Annotated in this window: 15 protein-coding genes; 2 read left to right on the top strand and 13 right to left on the bottom strand. The window is 56.4% G+C overall.

Annotated elements, in window-relative coordinates:
* Window positions 1-67: 67 nt before the first annotated feature.
* Window positions 68-1,210, top strand: coding sequence for a GNAT family N-acetyltransferase (locus ACOZ42_RS04830; protein WP_426345610.1), 1,143 nt, complete (start codon window positions 68-70; stop codon window positions 1,208-1,210).
* A gap of 4 nt (window positions 1,211-1,214) precedes the next feature.
* Here ACOZ42_RS04830 and phaR read toward each other — a convergent pair whose 3' ends face one another.
* From phaR to ACOZ42_RS04805, 5 genes are all read right to left on the bottom strand, one after another.
* The gene (gene phaR, locus ACOZ42_RS04825) at window positions 1,215-1,757 is read right to left on the bottom strand and encodes a polyhydroxyalkanoate synthesis repressor PhaR (protein ID WP_426345609.1); all 543 of its coding nucleotides are present in this window, start codon (window positions 1,755-1,757) and stop codon (window positions 1,215-1,217) included.
* Window positions 1,758-1,815: 58 nt separating this feature from the next.
* A complete protein-coding gene (gene phbB / locus ACOZ42_RS04820; protein ID WP_003802477.1) occupies window positions 1,816-2,553 on the bottom strand; it encodes an acetoacetyl-CoA reductase in 738 nt (245 codons plus the stop codon).
* Window positions 2,554-2,679: 126 nt separating this feature from the next.
* Window positions 2,680-4,311 carry a PHA/PHB synthase family protein gene (locus ACOZ42_RS04815; RefSeq protein ID WP_059318787.1) on the bottom strand — a complete coding sequence of 544 codons (1,632 nt, stop codon included), beginning with the start codon at window positions 4,309-4,311 and terminating at the stop codon, window positions 2,680-2,682.
* 142 nt (window positions 4,312-4,453) lie between these two features.
* The gene (pgeF, locus tag ACOZ42_RS04810) at window positions 4,454-5,221 is read right to left on the bottom strand and encodes a peptidoglycan editing factor PgeF (protein ID WP_426345608.1); all 768 of its coding nucleotides are present in this window, start codon (window positions 5,219-5,221) and stop codon (window positions 4,454-4,456) included.
* Entirely contained in the window at window positions 5,203-6,168 is a 966-nt protein-coding gene (locus ACOZ42_RS04805) for an RluA family pseudouridine synthase (RefSeq protein ID WP_003802484.1), read from the bottom strand. The genes pgeF and ACOZ42_RS04805 overlap by 19 nt, the downstream gene beginning before the upstream one ends.
* A gap of 95 nt (window positions 6,169-6,263) precedes the next feature.
* On the opposite strand from ACOZ42_RS04805, the gene ACOZ42_RS04800 reads away from it, so the two are divergent.
* Window positions 6,264-7,061: an outer membrane protein assembly factor BamD gene (locus ACOZ42_RS04800; RefSeq protein ID WP_426345833.1), complete on the top strand. Its 798-nt coding sequence runs from the start codon at window positions 6,264-6,266 to the stop codon at window positions 7,059-7,061.
* Between the two features lie 271 nt (window positions 7,062-7,332).
* On the opposite strand, the gene ACOZ42_RS04795 is transcribed toward ACOZ42_RS04800, so the two are convergent.
* The 8 genes from ACOZ42_RS04795 to ACOZ42_RS04760 form a co-directional block, all read right to left on the bottom strand.
* Window positions 7,333-8,013, bottom strand: a complete 681-nt coding sequence (locus tag ACOZ42_RS04795; protein ID WP_426345607.1) for a TetR/AcrR family transcriptional regulator — start codon at window positions 8,011-8,013, stop codon at window positions 7,333-7,335.
* A 51-nt stretch (window positions 8,014-8,064) separates the two neighbouring features.
* On the bottom strand, window positions 8,065-9,360 hold the full coding sequence (locus ACOZ42_RS04790; RefSeq protein ID WP_003802490.1) for a TRAP transporter large permease: 1,296 nt from the start codon (window positions 9,358-9,360) through the stop codon (window positions 8,065-8,067).
* Window positions 9,361-9,362: 2 nt separating this feature from the next.
* The gene (locus tag ACOZ42_RS04785; protein ID WP_003802492.1) at window positions 9,363-9,869 is read right to left on the bottom strand and encodes a TRAP transporter small permease; all 507 of its coding nucleotides are present in this window, start codon (window positions 9,867-9,869) and stop codon (window positions 9,363-9,365) included.
* A 20-nt stretch (window positions 9,870-9,889) separates the two neighbouring features.
* Complete coding sequence (gene dctP / locus ACOZ42_RS04780; RefSeq protein ID WP_059318784.1) at window positions 9,890-10,882, bottom strand: TRAP transporter substrate-binding protein DctP; 993 nt, start codon at window positions 10,880-10,882, stop codon at window positions 9,890-9,892.
* Window positions 10,883-10,930: 48 nt separating this feature from the next.
* The gene (locus ACOZ42_RS04775; protein ID WP_426345606.1) at window positions 10,931-12,256 is read right to left on the bottom strand and encodes an NAD(P)/FAD-dependent oxidoreductase; all 1,326 of its coding nucleotides are present in this window, start codon (window positions 12,254-12,256) and stop codon (window positions 10,931-10,933) included.
* Window positions 12,253-12,618, bottom strand: coding sequence for an ethanolamine utilization protein EutQ (locus ACOZ42_RS04770; RefSeq protein ID WP_230406269.1), 366 nt, complete (start codon window positions 12,616-12,618; stop codon window positions 12,253-12,255). The genes ACOZ42_RS04775 and ACOZ42_RS04770 overlap by 4 nt, the downstream gene beginning before the upstream one ends.
* Window positions 12,619-12,881: 263 nt before the next feature.
* Entirely contained in the window at window positions 12,882-14,363 is a 1,482-nt protein-coding gene (locus tag ACOZ42_RS04765) for a SulP family inorganic anion transporter (RefSeq protein WP_059318782.1), read from the bottom strand.
* A 407-nt stretch (window positions 14,364-14,770) separates the two neighbouring features.
* On the bottom strand, window positions 14,771-16,825 hold the full coding sequence (locus ACOZ42_RS04760) for an ATP-dependent DNA helicase (RefSeq protein ID WP_003802502.1): 2,055 nt from the start codon (window positions 16,823-16,825) through the stop codon (window positions 14,771-14,773).
* Between the last annotated feature and the right edge of the window lie 142 nt (window positions 16,826-16,967).

Below are 16,967 nucleotides of genomic sequence, written 5' to 3'. Positions count from 1 at the left end.
TATACAAAGCCCTCAGGACGTATGCCCTGCTCTGTTTCACAATAGGCTCACCACCGCCCCGATTGCCATGGACAGCACAGAATCACTCCAATTTTCCCTTTGCACGCAACTGAACCAGCTCGATGCGGCAGGCTGGGACACCTTGTCGGGCCACCATCTGCTGGTCAGCCATGCTTTTTTAACAAGTTTGCATGAAAGCGGTTGCGTCACCCCTCAGACAGGCTGGTCGCCGCATTACCTCTTGATGCATCGTGGTGCGACTCTGTGCGGCGCCGTGCCGCTGTATCTGAAGCATCACTCCCGGGGGGAATACGTGTTTGATCAGGGCTGGGCTCAGGCCTATCAACGTCATGGTCTGGACTACTACCCCAAGCTCTTGTGTTCGGTTCCGTTTACGCCTGTCAGCGGCCCACGTCTGCTGGCCGGTACACCAGAAGATCGCGTCTTGCTGGCACGGCAGCTCATTGAACTGACGCGCAGCAATCAACTGTCCTCTGTCCATGTGCTGTTCCCTCACGCAGACGACCGGTGGGCTCTGGAACACGCGGGCTTCATGATGCGCCAGGATGTGCAGTTTCACTGGCAGAACCGCGATTACGCCAGCCACGAGGACTTTCTGGCCTCGCTAACCCAACAGAAACGCAAGAAAATACGGCAGGACAGCCGCAAGGTTTACGAGCAAGGTCTATCGTTTGAGCACAAACAGGGCCTGGAAATCAGCGAGCGGGATCTGGATTTTTTTTACCGCTGCTACGCCAATACCTACCAGGAGCGTGGCCAGCATCCCTATCTGAACCGAGACTTCTTTGCCCGCCTGCGCGACCAGATCCCCGAGTCCCTGGTACTGATTCTGGCACGCCAACAGGGAGCATATCTTGCCTGCGCCCTGTCGCTACGCGACAAGGACACCCTGTACGGACGTTATTGGGGCTGTACTGCCTACGTACCCGGCCTGCATTTTGAGACCTGCTATACCCAGGCGATTCAGTTTTGCATTGCGCAGCAACTGCGCTTTTTTGAAGGTGGCGCACAAGGGGAACACAAACTCTCGCGCGGCCTGTTGCCCACACCGACCTGCTCCGCTCACTGGATCGCAGACCCTCGCTTTGCTCAAGCAATTGATGCGTTTTTGCACGAAGAAGCGGGCCATGTGGCCCGCTATGAGGAAGTGCTCAGCCAACACACCCCGTTTAAAACACGGGTGGACTGAACAATCAGTCTTTCGTGTCTTTGCCCGGTGGCGCAAAGGGAAAGACCGAAAACATTTGCCGGGTCTGATCTTGCATCTGGTCCTGCATTTGAACAAACAGATTCTTGCTTTGATCAATATAGCTGTTCATGACAGTTTGCATGATCGGGGCCTGCACACTCATGAACTGCGCCCAGGCCTCAGGGCCAAACTGGCCACCATACATCCCCTTGGACTGCTCGGTCATGCGTTCCTGAATTTCCATGAATGCCTGAATATTCTTTTCCAGATACGAGCCCATCACCCCTTGCATGGCATTGCCATAAAAGCGGATGATCTGCATCAGCACAGGAGTGGAGAACATGGGGATACCCCCGCTTTCCTCCTCAAGAATGATCTGCAGCAAAATGCTGCGCGTCAGGTCCTCGCCGCTTTTGGCATCGACGACCGCGAACTCCTCCCCGGACAGCACCAGCTGCTTGACATCAACCATGGTGATGTAAGCGCTGGCCTGTGTGTCGTACAAGCGACGATTGGGGTATTTCTTGATGAGTCGAGGAGATCCCATGCTGGTGCTTACTTCCTAATCAATAAAACAAAACATGCACTGTGTACGTCTGCAAGCCTTAGCTCATGTGCAGACCGCCATTCAGGGAGAAATCCGCACCAGTGGCAAAACCCGAATCACCCGACGCCAGCCAGGCAACCATGGACCCGATTTCATCGGGGGTGCCCAAGCGCCCCACCGGAATGGTAGCGACGATTTTCTCCAGAACGTCAGGACGAATCGCCCGGACCATGTCGGTGCCAATATATCCGGGGGAAATAGTATTGACTGTCACCCCTTTATTGGCAACTTCTTGAGCCAAGGCCATCGTAAAGCCATGAATACCGGCTTTGGCTGTCGAGTAGTTGGTCTGGCCAAACTGACCTTTTTGCCCATTGACCGAACTGATATTGATGATACGCCCCCATTGACGCTCCACCATGCCATCGATCACTTGCTTGGTCACGTTGAACAGGCTGTTCAAATTGGTGTCGATCACGGCACGCCAGTCTTCCTGACTCATTTTACGAAAGGTGCCATCGCGCGTGATCCCTGCATTGTTGACTAGCACATCCACGCGGCCAAACTCGGCAAACACTTTCTTGAACGTCTCGACAGTGGAGTCCCAGTCTGCCACGTTGCCCACTGACGCATGAAAGGCGTAACCCAATTCGGCCTGTTCGCCCAACCATTTCTGAAAATCACGATTGGGGCCGCAGCCTGCAATCACGGTGAAACCGTCCTTGGCCAGGCGCTGACAAATGACTGTCCCTATCCCTCCCATACCACCAGTTACGTACGCTACTTTGCTGCTCATAGACATCTCCAGAAAGGGGTGACAAAGCTCATATCCCTGCGCCAGCCCGGGCAATGAGAAAGCCTGACATCGGGATGAAGGAAGCAGGCCAGCGGCCCTGCTCCCAAAATCTGAAAAACAGAAAAATTAACTGGCACGCACTTTTACATAACTGCCAGGCGCCTCTTCCAGAACGGGATAGCGCGCATTGCCCAAGCGACGTTTGGCGCGACGCCGCGATCCCGACAAGGGCGCAAGCCAGGCAATCCAATCCGTCCACCAACTGCCGGGAACAGACTGGGCCCGCTCCAGGTACTGCTGAGCCTGCAGGCTGGCAAGGGGTTCATCTTCCTGCAGCACCCAGTAGTTACGGCGCTGCTTGGCAGGGGGATTAATGACGCCAGCGATGTGGCCCGATGCTCCCAGCACAAAACGAGCTTGGGCAGCAGGCAACGCCCGCAAAGAAGCATAGGCCGATTGCCACGGCACAATATGGTCTTCTTTGGAACCGTACACATAAACCGGCAAAGCCAGGCTGCTCAGGTCAGCACGATACTGACCGACCGGCACTCCCCCATCCTGAATCAGACGGTTTTCCAAGTAGGTGTTACGCAGATACCAGGTAAAAAAAGGACCGGGCAGATGCGTGCCATCAGAGTTCCAATACAGCAAATCAAACGCAGGCGGCTTCTTGCCCTGCAAATAATTACTACTCACATAATTCCAAACCAGTTCGGCGGGACGCAAAAACGAAAAGGTACTGGCTAGTTCACGGGCATTGAGCAATCCCCCCTGCCCCAACTGCCACTCCCGAAAGGCAACCTGCGCCTCGTCAATAAAGACGTTGAGCATGCCGACATCGCTAAAGTCCAGCATGGTGGTCAGCAGGGTCATGGACGCGGCTGGCTCCTGCCCTTTGGCACGCGCCAGCGCCAACGCGCTGGCCAGCAAGGTGCCTCCGATGCAAAAACCCAGCGTATTGATCTTGTCCTGCCCCGATAGCTCCTGACTGACACGAACCGCCTCGAGCACGCCTTGCTCCAGATAATCCTGCCAGCTCAGGGCATGAATATGGGGCTCATCGGTAGGCTGAGGATTTCGCCAGGACATCAGATATACGGTCAAGCCCTGATCCAGGGCGTGACGCACAAAGGAATTCTCAGGCTGCAAATCCAGAATATAGAATTTGTTGATGCACGGTGGCACGATCAGCAACGGCACGGCATGCACCATCGCGGTGGTGGGCGCGTACTGGATCAACTGAAAGATATCGTTTTGAAACACCACGGCACCAGGCGTGGTGCCCACGTTAACCCCAAGCTGAAACTGGCTTTCATCCGTTTGCGTCAAACGTCCTTTTTGCCAGTCCTCCATAAAATTGGACATGCCCTCCAGGACCGACTGGCCGCCAGTATCCATCATGGTCTGCAGGGCCTGGGGATTGAGCATCAGGTAGTTGCTGGGCGACATGGCCTCGGCCCACTGCATGGTGGAAAAGCTCAGACGCTCGTGCTGGGCCTCATCCAGCTCCATCAGACCGAGCATATCGTTCATGGCCTGAACACTCAGTTGCCAGACATGGGCATTGAACAGGGCGGTAGGATTGTTCTGCCAAGCGGCATCGGCAAACCGTCTGTCTTTCGCCGGGGGCAAGTCGCCACGCTGGGCCTGTTCCCACAAATTCTGCCACTGCTGCAGGTAATGGGCTTGCAATTCAGCACAGCGGGCGGCATCGATCGGTTTGCCAAAACCTTGAAAAGCACGGTTGTTACTCGACATCTGCCACCTGTAAACGAATTGCAAATACGCTTAGAGCATGACGTTCGTCGCAAACCCAGTCAATTGGGGTAATTAATTAGGCTGACACACCATCAACTGAAACCAAAGCCTGCTTTTCATAGTGCGTAGGAACAAAAAACGGCTAGCGATGGGCCAGACGCGCAATGGTGACTTGTCGGCCCGTTTGCGGCGAACGGCGATAGGAGTAAAACCGCGCATCATCCTCGAACGTGCACAAGCCACTTAGATGCACCTTCATGGCGCCCGGACTCAATTGTTCCAAGCGATGGCGCGCAATGGCGGGCAAATCTGCCTGCCATTTGCCGGGATGCTTTCCCGCATAAAAAAAAGTAGCCAATTCAGGGTCCGCCCGGACATAGGCATCAAACACCTCCTGCCCCACCTCAAAGTGCTTCTGGCTGATGGCCGGCCCAATCCAGGCCTGCCAGGAACCCGCTTGCGGGCAGCGCCTTACCATCGCCTGCCAGGTTCGCTCCAGCACCCCGGCCTGCAAGCCACGCCAACCGGCATGAGCAACCCCCACGACCCGGGCTTGCTCGTCCCAGATCACGACGGGCAGGCAGTCGGCCGTCAAGATAGCCAGCGTGCGGTCGCTACGGGTAGTGACGGCGGCGTCAAACTGCCGAGGCTCGGCGGGTAAAAGATCCTGATCGGCATCCAGCACATCCGTGCCATGAACTTGCGCCAGCCAGATCGGCTCTACGCCCAAAAAGTCCACCATACGCTGACGATTGGCCTGCACCCGCTGCGGATCATCACCCGTATTCAGCCCCAGGTTCAGGCTTTCCCGCTCGCCCTGGCTGACACCACCGGCACGAGTCGTACAGAAATAAAGCAGTCCCGCTTGTTCGGGGCCGCCAACCGTAGGAATCAGCTGTGCGTGTGCCATTCAATCGTCTCTGCAACAGATTGATAATCAGCCGGTGGCTCGGCCGAAAAGCGACGACGCTCGCCGGTATCGGGGTCCTCAAACTCCAGCACATGAGCGTGCAACATTTGACGCTGCGCGCCCGCCACGGCCCGACCGCCATAAAGCGTATCGGCCAGCAAGGGGTGCTTGATCGAACTCAGGTGGACCCGGATCTGATGGGTACGCCCTGTCTCCAAGCGACACGCCACCTCGGTCACCGCCTCGTCACCGGCATAGCCCTGACGCAGCATCTGATAATGCGTTACTGCCGGCTTGGGAGCGACAGAGGGCCCGGTACTCATGCGTACGGGAACGCGCAAGTCACGCCCGATGGGCTCCTCAACCGAACCTTGACCCGGCAATACGCCATGAACCAGGGCCAGATACTGGCGTCCCATGCTACGCTCTTGCAATTGTCGGACAAAGTGGGTTTGAGCAACTTCCGTGCGAGCGACAACCAGCAAGCCGGACGTATCTTTGTCCAGCCGGTGCACGACACCGGCACGGGGCACCTGACGCAAAGCGGGAAAGCGAAACAGCAGACCATTGAGCAAGGTGCCGCGCCAGTTACCCGCGCCCGGGTGCGTGACCAGACCTACCGGCTTGTTAACCACCAGCCAGGAATCGCTTTGAGCCACAATTTCAAAGTCCACGTCATCGGGCTCGAACGCCATGTCTTCGGGTGCCTGTTGCTCCCAGACCTGAACGATGTCACCGGGATAAACCGTATGCTTGACCTTGACCACCTGGCCGTTGACAAGCACATGCCCGCTCTCGACCCAGGACTGCAGACGGCTGCGCGAATGCTGCGGCAGCAAACGCGCTAAAGTCTTGTCCAGACGATCGGGAGACGCGGAGATGGGAAGGATAAAACGCAGTGCGTCGGAAGAAACAACACTATCTTTTTCAGTATCTGTGTCAGGCATGGCGACAAATCATATAATTGAGCAGCAATGCTAACACCAAGGACGCTTTTGTGACTCGCATGAACCTGAACTTGCCACGTATTCGTGGTACCAAGCTGGCCCAAGTAGCCGCATTAATGCTGGCTGCCACATTGCTTGCTGGCTGCGGCACTACCAAAAAAGAAGTTGACCCTACCTCGGGCTGGACCGCCGAGCGCTTGTATAAAGACGCCCGTGAAGAGATGGCGGCCGGCAACTGGAAAGACGCGCGTACCCGCCTGGAAGCCGTCGAGTCCCGCTATCCCTTTGGCACCTATGCACAGCAATCGCTGATCGACCAAGCCTACATCAACTGGAAGGACGACGAGCCTGCCAAGGCCCTAGCGGCAATTGACCGCTTTCAGAAGCAATACCCCAGCCACCCTGGCACCGATTACATGTTGTACCTGAAAGGGCTGATTTCTTTTACGCCTCCCAGTGCGGCCCTGTCCAATATCACCCAGCAGGACCCCAGCGAGCGTGACCCCAAAGGTCTGCGTGAGTCCTACGAAGCCTTTAACGATCTGCTGCAACGCTACCCTAACAGCCGTTACGCGCCCGATGCAGCCAAGCGGCTGACCTGGCTGGTCAGCACCATCGCACAGAACGAAGTACACGTGGCTGAGTACTACTACAAGCGTGGGGCGTACGTGGCGGCCGTAAACCGTGCACAGACCGTCATTACCGACTTCAAAGGCGTGCCCATTGCTGAACGTGCGCTGTACTTGATGTACCTGTCCTACGACAAGTTGGGTCAGACCGAACTGCGCGACACCACCAAGCGGGTGATGGACGAAAACTTCCCTGACTCGAAGTACTTCAAGGAAGGGCTGGATTCCAAGGTGAATTACTGGAACCCGATCAACTGGTTCTAAGCCTTGAAGCAAAGCAGCGCACAATACGCGCTGCCTTTGTGAGGCGACAATAAAACGTCTCGCAGAACGCAACCCAAAAAAGGGCCAAATCCCATCCAGGATTCGGCCCTTTTAGTTTTTTTCTACCTTCAAACTGATGTTCCCTGCCAGCTTGTGTTGTCCTAATCATCCGAGCAAGGACTATCAATAAGACTATCCATCAGATAGCTCCGTGCCCTGGCGGCCATCCGAGTCCGCCCATCCCCCCACTGGCTCCAGAGCATCCTAAGTATCACCGCTCTTTCCTGGCATTGTCCTTTTGCACGCTATACATGCGCTCGGCAAAAGCCTCGGCCTTGGCCGGGTCTAAGGCTTGGCCTCCGAGGATTTTCATGGTGTCGTTCAAATACACCATCCGGTCCTCCAGATCCTCTTGCAGACCAATCAGGTAATAGCCTATCTGGCAAAAATACGTGGTCCGGGCTCGGGTCTGGGCTTCGATCTCTTCCACACCCATGCGCTGGAAGAAATTGGCCAAGGCGTTCATGCAGGCCTTGTCCGCCCGCGCGACGGCTTGCCGCACCCGCTCGGAGCGCCTTGCCCAATCCCGCATGGCCATATCCAGACCCGGCTCAAAACGGGACACGTCCAGCCAGGTGGAGAACAGGGACAACATGCCATCTTGCAAATTGTCCACGTTCTCCAGCGCCAGCATGGTGGAACGCATGTTCTTTTGCTCCCAAAAACCAACCAGCCCGTCCAGCAGGTCGTCCCTGTCCTTGAAATGCCAGTAAAAACTGCCTCGCGTGACGGCCATAAGCTGCGCCAGCCGGGTGATACGCACGGCCTCCACCCCTTCCTGCACGAACAGGCGGATAGCGGCTTCCAGCCAGTCCGCCCGTGTCAGATGCACGTTGGGCTCGGTCAGGGCCCCGGCCTGGGCCACCCGTTCAATCAGTTCCTTATCACTCATATCGCCTGCTTGTAGAGTCGCTTTAGTCGCCAAAGTATACCGGCGCTCCTCTTATAACAGACCCAGCATTCGTGGAAACGCCAAGGAAACAGCGGGCACGAAGGTAGTGATCAATTGAACCGGAATGGCGACGAATACGATCATGGCGATGGCCGGGCCAAAAGAGCGATGGACTGTCACCTTACTGATGCGACAGGACATGTACAGCACCGGTGCCATGGGCGGGCTGTTGGAACCCACAATCACAGCACACGCCACGATGGCGGCAAACTGAATCGGATTGACGTCCGCCACGCCTACCAAAGGCAGAAGCAAGGGAGCGACGACAACGGTCAGCGACACGTCGTCGATAATCATCCCCACCAGAATCAAAAACACATTGACCATCAACAAAATGCCGATGGGACTATCGACCAGTCCTGTCACAAAAGTTGTCAGGTCCTGCGGCACGCCCTGCGCCACCAGGATACGGCCAATCAGGAAAGAGAACAGCAAGATCAGAATGACCGTGCCTGTGGTCTCGGCCGTGCGTACAAAGCTGTCGCATAACTTGCGCAAAGTCAGCTCACGATACACAAAGCAGCCAATCCCAATCACGAGCACAACCGCCACCGCCGCTGCCTCGGTTGGCGTGAATACGCCCCCGTAAATCCCCCCCAGAATCAGCACGGGGATGCATAAGGCGGGAATCGCCAAAAGCAGGCTTCCCAATGCAGAACGACGGCCTGTATCGGAGGCTGGTGGCGTGGGCTGCTCTTTGAACCAACGTCCTGCGACCACGTAATTAAACAGGATCAAACCCACCATCAGGAGCAGCCCGGGACCAATTGTTGCCGCAAAACAGGCCACCACGGACTGCTGGGTGACAACCGCAAACAAGATCATGGTGATCGATGGTGGGATCAGAATCCCCAGCAAAGAAGAAATTCCCAGCAAGGCCGCTGAATAGGGGCGCGGATAACCACGCTGCTCCATGGGGTCGACCAGAATCGTTCCGATCGAGGCAACCGCTGCAGAAGCCGTACCCGAAATGGCTCCGAACACCCCGGAAGCCAGGACCATGCTGGCCCCCATCCCCCCGCGGCGGTTCTTGACCAGCATTTCGGCAAAGCCAACCAGCCGGTGGGCGATCCCGCCGGCCTGCATCAAATACCCCGCCATGATAAATAAAGGCAAAGCCAGAAGAACCAAGGAGTTCAAAGAGCGAAAACCCTGCAGCATCAACGTATTCAGATTGACGTCATACACCCAGGTCAGCAGCAAAAGCGTACCGGCAAAAGACCAGGCCACCGGCACTCCCACGCCCAGCAGGAACAAAAGCAGGAGAACAGAAAAACCAGCATGCATGATTAATATTCTCCCCGTTGCAAGGCCATCCAGGACTCATAGACATCACGCAAGCCATAGGCCAGACTGCCGAGGGCATTGAGACCGATAGCTGACTGAGGAACCCAGACAGGGATAGACAGCTCGGCCATCGTGGTGGAAAAACGCGATCCCCACATGAACATGCGCAAGGTCCAATAGGCAAAGGCCACCACAATTAGCAGCACCAGCACTGCCACACAGAATCGGTGAATCGCTCGCGCACGCGGCGTTTTCAAACGATGGGACAGGTAATCCACCACCAGATGCTGACGGGACTGGCTGGCGATCAGCGCCCCTGTCATGTACAGCCAAATCGCCGCCACCATCACAATGGTATGGACACCGGTTGCTGGCCAGTGGAGGTAATAACGCGCAGCCACCACGTAGGCCAAACCTGCCGCCACTACAATGCTGGACACAATGGCCAGCCATTGAAGGGCGATCAGGGCCGGGCCTTGCTTGATCGGAAGGTCCTCACTCACAGTCATACTCCCTTGTACGCCGCTGCTTACTTCAGCGCCGAGGCATTTTTCTCGATATGCGCCATGATGCTATCGCCTACCTGTGACTTCATGGACGGCCAGACCTGCGCGCGGACATGCTCTCCCAGCGCGGCCAGTTGATCCTTGTCAAGTTCGATATAGTGTTTGCCCAAGGCTTTCCATTTCTCGACCACTGCCGCGTCGGTCTCTTGAGCCTTGGCGAACTGATCCTTCATGATGGCGATGGCCGAAGCCTGAACGACTTGCTGCTGCTCGGGCTTCAAGGCCTCCCAGGCCTGCAGGTTCATGGACAGCACACCGGTAATAAACTGCTGCTTGCTGCGCACGTAGTAATCCAGCGTGTCCCGGAAGTACTCGTAGTCGTAATAAATGACGTTGGCTGCATCGCCATCGACCACGCCGGTCTGAATCGAGGTAAACACTTCACCCCAATCAATGGCGGCCGTCTGGTAACCCATGGCCTGCACGGACTGCTGCATCAGGGCGATAGGAGGCACGCGCACCTTGATATTTTTGGCGTCCTGCACGGTCAGCGCATGTTTGCCTTTGGTGGCCACTCCATTGAACCCTTCAGGCCAGGCGCCAAAAAACTTCAAGCCATTTTCCTTATACACACCATCCAGGGTTTGATTCAGCCAGCCACCCGGTTGATAAGCGGCCAGCGCCTCCTCCCAGGTGGTGAACATATAGGGCGTATAGATCACCGCGATGCGCTTGTCGTAGGAGGTCATGGGCCAGTTCAGCATCAACTGCACGTCACCAGCCACATGCTGGTCGAACACCTCCTCCTGACCACCCAACTGGTTTTGATAAAACACGCGCGGCGACAAAGCGCCTTGCGTGCCTTCTTTAATCAGAGCCGCCCATTTCTCGATGGCATCACCACTGGGTGAACCTTGCGCGCCCGAGTCCGTCGCAATGCGCATGGTTTGCGCGGACGCGGTGGCCGCGCTCAGGCTGAACATCACAGTCAGCAAAGTCTTGCTCAACAGCTTCATAACTCCTCCTGGGTATCTCTTTTAAATTTGTTGTTCACACTTTGAGTATCAGGCTTCCGCCCGGTTTCGCCACAGCTCCCAGCCCAAACGGGCCCGGACGCCGATATCCAGAAACGGGCGTGGCGGCAAGGCATCGGGTTGCCCCAAAGCCTGCATATCGGCAATCAAGGGATTGTCCAGACCGCAAGCCAGATCCGCGACCAACATGCCCGAGATCGTGCCCTTGGTCAGCCCCACCCCGTTCTGACACACTGCGGAATACACATGCGGGGCCACCTGACCAAAGCCGGGCGAGCCGTTACGGGACAGACAGATGAAGCCCGTCCAGGTGTGCTCCATTTCCACGTTCTTCAGATTCGGGAAACGCTCGTCAAACAGGGTTTTGTGCTCAATGCGCACGCGGCGACGGCTCTCGTTATCGCTACGCAAACTGGGAGCGTATGTCATGTGCTGACGAATCAGAATGCGCTGGTCATTGGTGCGACGCATGGTAATGCCCACAAAGGCGTTGGCGGGCGTCAAACCCCAGCTGGGCAAACCACCCAGTTCGCGCTGTTCGCTTTCCGTCAGGCAACGGGTCAAGCTGGCATGAGCCGCCATCGGCATCAGCTTGCCGCTATAAAAACCGAACTGCTCCGCAAAGACGTTCACGGCCAGAATCATCTTGCCTGCACGAACCTTGCCACCGGGTGTTTCCAGCGTGACGCCATCGCCTTGCTGCAAGGACAGCACAGGTGTTTTTTCGTAGACGGTGACGTTGGGAGGCATATTGTCGGCCAGACCACGCGACAGACCAGCCGGGTTCAACAACACGGTGCCGGGGGTATAAATCCCTGTGCGGAAATGCTTGAATCCCAGCTTGTCGTGCAGCGCCTTGCCGTCCAGCCACTCATGCGGTTCCTTCAAGGACTCCAGCACTTGCAGCGTAGGCTTCAAGGTTGTGCGTACGCCTTCCTCGGAAACCGCGGCGTGGAACTTCCCGATGGGACTCCAGTCGCACTCGATGCCGTAACGCTCGACCTGGGTTTTCAAGTAAGCAATCGCGGTACGCGCCAGGCGTACATGCGAGCGGGCGGCATCCAGCTCGCCCATGGAACTGCCGACGTTATGAGGGCTATCAATTGCAAAGCCTGAGTTTCGACCTTGCGCGCCCTCGCCCACCTGATCCGCTTCCAGCACAACGATGCGGTCGCCGGGGCGATTCTCTGCCAGGCGACGGGCTGCGGCCAAGCCGGCCAGGCCACCACCGACGACCACCCAGTCAGCGTGCACGTCGTTAGCCAAGGCGGGCTTGGGTGTGCGGGGAGCCAGCAAGCGACTCCAGCCATTGGTCTTGTCGTTCTCGGGCAGACACGTAATGTTCTGGATGCTCATGTCGCCGCCCGTGCGCTGGCCCAGTTGCTGGGGTGCAGACAGTAATGAATCAGCGCGGAGTCTGCTTCATAGATCAAGGGGGTGCCAGCAGGCAGCCAGATGCAATCGCGCGGCCCCGCCTCCAGAATGCCCTCAGGGGTGTGAATGCGCATGCTGCCCTCAATCACCGTCACGACCTCGTCATACAGCACGGTCCATTCAATACGGGCCTGATTCAAACGTGCATACCCCGCCCCCAGAGGCGTACCGTCATCCTCGCCCACAATCTCCGCCAACTGCGCCATCTCTGGCTTTTCCTGTCGAGGCTGAAAGACCAAATCGTCAAAACGCATTACTCGCGGCAACGCTTTTTCTCTTGTCATGCGGATCACCAAACACAAGTGGTTTTAGAACATACATAGTTGTATGTTGCGATGGTAATGAGTCAGATTTGGTGAGTCAATGACATGGAGTATGGGGATTACCCTGCGATCAGTTACGTTTTTTGTTTAAACCTGAATGATTATTTTCAGTAGATGAAGCGCCGTAAAAGACTGAAAGCCGGAGCCTAACTACTTTCAATCAGGAGCAACAATGGCCAATACATAAAACTTAAAGCCGGAGCATCCAGCTCCGGCCGTTTCAATTAATGAACGCTTACAGAATCCATATCCTTATTTCTGGGATAACTGGCAAATTGCGCCACCATCGCCGTGCTGCTGGCATCCAAACCGTGCACCTCGACATAGGCTCCACCACGGCGCAGTTTCAGCACAACCCGATCCAGCGCTGCGACCGAGCTTAAGTCCCAGAATCGTGTCTGGCTTACATCGATGCAAATGCGCGCCACTTTCTCTTGGTAGTCGAACTTCTCAACAAAGCTCTCTGCAGAAGCAAAAAACACCTGCCCAAACACGACATACGTACGGGTCTGGGCATCCTGGCTAAGGCTGGAGCTAACTTGCAAAACACGGCGAACTTTATGTGCAAAGAACACGCCAGAAAACAAAACGCCTGTCAGTACTCCCTTGGCCAAATCATGCGTGGCCACCGTTACCACCACCGTGGCCAACATGACGACACTGGATGTTTTGGGGTGAACCACCAGATCCTTGATCGAGCGCCAATTAAAGGTGCTGATAGAAACCATCACCATCACAGCGACCAGGGCCGCCATAGGTATCTGCTTCACCCACTCCCCCAGGAACACAACCAGTATCAAGAGCACCACACCCGCCGTTAAGGTGGACAGGCGACCGCGGCCACCGGATTTCACGTTGATCACTGACTGACCAATCATGGCGCAACCAGCCATGCCTCCCACAAAACCCGTAGCGATATTGGCAATACCTTGACCGACACACTCTCTATCCTTGTTACTCGTGGTGTCGGTCATATCGTCCACAATGGTGGCCGTCATCAATGATTCGAGCAGGCCCACGACACATAGGGTGGCAGAATAAGGAAAGACAATTTGCACGGTCTCCCACGTCCAGGGAACCTGTGGGATCAAAAAACTGGGCAAACTGTCCGGCAAGGCTCCCATATCGCCGACGGTACGGATATCCAGTTCCAAAACCATGTACACAATACTTAGAACAACAATGGCCACCAAGGGCGAAGGCACCGCCTTGGTGAAATAAGGCAATCCATAAATGATAAGCAGACCTGCCGCAGTCATCGCATAAACGGGCCAGGCGACATTGCTTAACTCTGGCAATTGGGCCATAAAAATCAAGATAGCCAACGCGTTGACGAAGCCCGTGATAACCGACCGAGAGACAAACTGCATAAGCTGGCCGAGGCGTAAAAACCCAGCCAACATTTGCAGTACTCCTGCCAGAATGGTTGCAGCCAACAGATAGTCGAGCCCATGCTCTTTCACCAAGGTCACCATCACTAAGGCCATCGCCCCGGTCGCTGCCGAAATCATCCCGGGTCGCCCGCCAACAAAAGCAATAAGCGTGGCGATAGAGAAAGAGGCATACAGACCGACTTTAGGATCGACTCCGGCAATAATGGAAAATGCGATCGCTTCAGGAATAAGGGCCAAGGCCACCACCAGACCAGCCAGCAAATCACCCCGAACGTTGGAGAACCACTCCGTTCTCATTTTTTCAATAAACATGAACACTGCCCTTAGCAAACAAGGGATAGACGCGCTCACAACGCCCTACTCCACAAACAAGGGCAGAACGTGCAAGGCAAACAGGAGCAAGCCCGTAGCGATGGATAGCTACAGACCAGTCAAACAGGTAGGGGACAAGAAGAGAGCGCTCTTGCAGCGCTAGTGCCACTTAGGGCGGTGTAACGGAGTGGAAGTGTCCGCGAGGCATGGCTGCGCCCCGGTAATCCAGCGGTTCCAATGTGAAGTAAGCAAGGGTAGCCATAGCCGTCATTGTACTCAGAAAACAAAAGCGTTTCTTGCCTCTGGAAACAAGCACCCGACTAAACTGGAAATCGGCCAAACAACCGACCTCCAGCATTATCTTGATCTATGAACGGGTGTACGGAAGCAGCTCCTTAATGGCGCCGTCAGCGCTGCGCCGGGCCATCTTGCATCGAGACATCCGTCACTTCCTCGCTTTGCCGCCGGGCTTTCTGCTCCCGCAGAAACGCCAGAGCACGGGCAGGATCACGAGTACGGGCAAAGGGTGGCAAACCCCGCCACAGCAATTTGCCGTAGGGTTTCTCGACAATACGGGTGTCACCCACCATCAACACGCCCCAGTCGCGCTCGGTACGGATCAGGCGCCCTGCTCCTTGTTTCAAGGCAATCGCGGCTTCTGGCAGTTGGTATTCCATAAAGGGATTACCACCTCGATCCTTGCACTCCTTGATACGCGCTTCCAGCACGGGATCATCAGGTGGCGCAAAGGGCAGTTTGTCGATTGCCACCAGAGTCAGTGCATCACCGGGCAGGTCAATCCCTTCCCAGAAACTGGCGCTGCCCACCAGCACCGCATTGCCACGCGCCCGGAACTCATCCAGCAGCACTTGCCGCGATCGCTCTCCCTGGCGCAGCACGTTACGCTCAATGTCTTCCCGATCGAATCGATCCCGCAACATCTCAGCGATTCGCTCCACCGAACGCAAGGTGGTGCACAGCACCAGCACCCCGCCCTGCCCGGCCTTGATCAGGGGGATGAGCGCATCCACGAAAGCCTGATTGAAATTCGGATGACTGGGAAGCGGCAAGGTGCTGGGCACATAAAACAGTGCCTGATTCGGATAGTCGAACGGTGAAGCCCAGGCTTCGGTGCGAGCATCAAACAAACCGAGCTGTCGCTTGAAGTGGTTGAAATCGCCATGCACCGACAAGGTGGCCGAGGTCAGCACCCAGGACTGCTCCTTGCCTCTGTAGCGCGAAAAAATCTTGGCCACCGATAAAGGAGCACTGTGCAAACGCAAATAGTGCTGGCCACTTTCGACCCAACGGACAAACTCATCGGGCTGGTCCTGCTCTTTTTCACTTTCAGGCAGGTAGGCATGGCGCCCCTGACGATCCGGCTGGCTCCACTGAAACAAACGCGCCCGCAAGTCCAAGGCGCTTTTATGAGCCGCGGCCAGATCAGGATGCCGCTCCGCCACCATGGCCAGCATCTTGATGACCTTGTCGAAGGTTTCCAGCAAATGCTCCAGCGCTTCATCAAACAGCTCCGGCTCGGGCAAGGCCTGGAACGTTGCACGGCCACCTTGAGCCGCCAGCGACGCGGTTCGCAAATGCAAATCCCGAGCGGCTTGCTCCAACTTGCGGGCGACCTGACTCCAGTCCACGGTCTCGCGCGCCTGGGCCAGACCTGCCGCTTCAATCTGCCGACACAAATCGGTCAATTGGTACAAGGACACGCTACTACCCAGAAAACGGGTGGCCACGTCGGGCAATTGGTGGGCTTCGTCAAACACCACCAGATCCACGCTGGGCAGCAAATCCGTCACACCCTCTTCGCGCAGGGCCAAGTCGGCCATGAACAAGGCATGATTCACCACCACCACATCGGCATCCTGAGCATGGCGGCGCGCTTTCATCACGAAACAGTCACGTACAAAGGGGCAATCCTGCCCCAGGCAATTATCTCGTGTGGACGTGACCCGATGCCAGATGTCCGCATCCTCAGGGACTTCGGCCAGTTCGCCTTTGTCGCCACTACGACTGCGCTCGGTAAAAAGCTGGATGGCTCGCAGATACGCGATCTCCGCACGGGACTTCAGGGCTCGGTCGTCCTGCCCCAGGCGCTCCAGATGGTAATGGCAAACATAGTTGCTGCGCCCCTTGAGCAAGGCCACATCCACCGGCAGGGCCAGCGCCTTGCGCAAGTGGGGAATGTCGCGCCGGAACAATTGATCCTGCAAGGTGCGCGTGCCGGTCGAGACCAGCGCTTTGCCCCCTTGCATGAACACAGGCACCAGATAGGCCCAGGTCTTGCCCGTTCCTGTACCGGCCTCGGCGATCAGCACGCCGGAGTCGGCGACCGTTTCGCTGATGGCTTGGGCCAGCTCCAGCTGAGCCTGCCGCGGACGATAGTGCGAGACAGACCCTGCCAGGGGGCCCTGAGGGGAAAATATATCGGAATAATCCTGCAACAACATGGGGCAAAACCGCTAAGGGTGAGGTGATGAAAGACAGAACTGTCTACAATCACAGTGGAATACATACAAGATGATACCTGCCAATTCTGGGTCGCTGCCGGTCTTTATGGCAAAATGCGGCGCTTGCAGACCCTTTTACAAC

This window comes from Alcaligenes sp. HNGD-HTN06 (assembly GCF_049932565.1).
In the GTDB taxonomy this organism is placed as follows: domain Bacteria; phylum Pseudomonadota; class Gammaproteobacteria; order Burkholderiales; family Burkholderiaceae_B; genus Alcaligenes; species Alcaligenes ammonioxydans.
This window is presented reverse-complemented; position numbering and strand designations above follow the sequence as displayed.

Coding starts and splice junctions, on each gene's coding strand:
- ACOZ42_RS04830 (WP_426345610.1), top strand. CDS start 68: ATGGACAGCACAGAATCACTCCAATTTTCCCTTTGCACGCAACTGAAC.
- phaR (WP_426345609.1), bottom strand. CDS start 1,757: ATGGGATCTCCTCGACTCATCAAGAAATACCCCAATCGTCGCTTGTAC.
- phbB (WP_003802477.1), bottom strand. CDS start 2,553: ATGAGCAGCAAAGTAGCGTACGTAACTGGTGGTATGGGAGGGATAGGG.
- ACOZ42_RS04815 (WP_059318787.1), bottom strand. CDS start 4,311: ATGTCGAGTAACAACCGTGCTTTTCAAGGTTTTGGCAAACCGATCGAT.
- pgeF (WP_426345608.1), bottom strand. CDS start 5,221: ATGGCACACGCACAGCTGATTCCTACGGTTGGCGGCCCCGAACAAGCG.
- ACOZ42_RS04805 (WP_003802484.1), bottom strand. CDS start 6,168: ATGCCTGACACAGATACTGAAAAAGATAGTGTTGTTTCTTCCGACGCA.
- ACOZ42_RS04795 (WP_426345607.1), bottom strand. CDS start 8,013: ATGAGTGATAAGGAACTGATTGAACGGGTGGCCCAGGCCGGGGCCCTG.
- ACOZ42_RS04790 (WP_003802490.1), bottom strand. CDS start 9,360: ATGCATGCTGGTTTTTCTGTTCTCCTGCTTTTGTTCCTGCTGGGCGTG.
- ACOZ42_RS04785 (WP_003802492.1), bottom strand. CDS start 9,869: ATGACTGTGAGTGAGGACCTTCCGATCAAGCAAGGCCCGGCCCTGATC.
- dctP (WP_059318784.1), bottom strand. CDS start 10,882: ATGAAGCTGTTGAGCAAGACTTTGCTGACTGTGATGTTCAGCCTGAGC.
- ACOZ42_RS04775 (WP_426345606.1), bottom strand. CDS start 12,256: ATGAGCATCCAGAACATTACGTGTCTGCCCGAGAACGACAAGACCAAT.
- ACOZ42_RS04770 (WP_230406269.1), bottom strand. CDS start 12,618: ATGACAAGAGAAAAAGCGTTGCCGCGAGTAATGCGTTTTGACGATTTG.
- ACOZ42_RS04765 (WP_059318782.1), bottom strand. CDS start 14,363: ATGTTTATTGAAAAAATGAGAACGGAGTGGTTCTCCAACGTTCGGGGT.
- ACOZ42_RS04760 (WP_003802502.1), bottom strand. CDS start 16,825: ATGTTGTTGCAGGATTATTCCGATATATTTTCCCCTCAGGGCCCCCTG.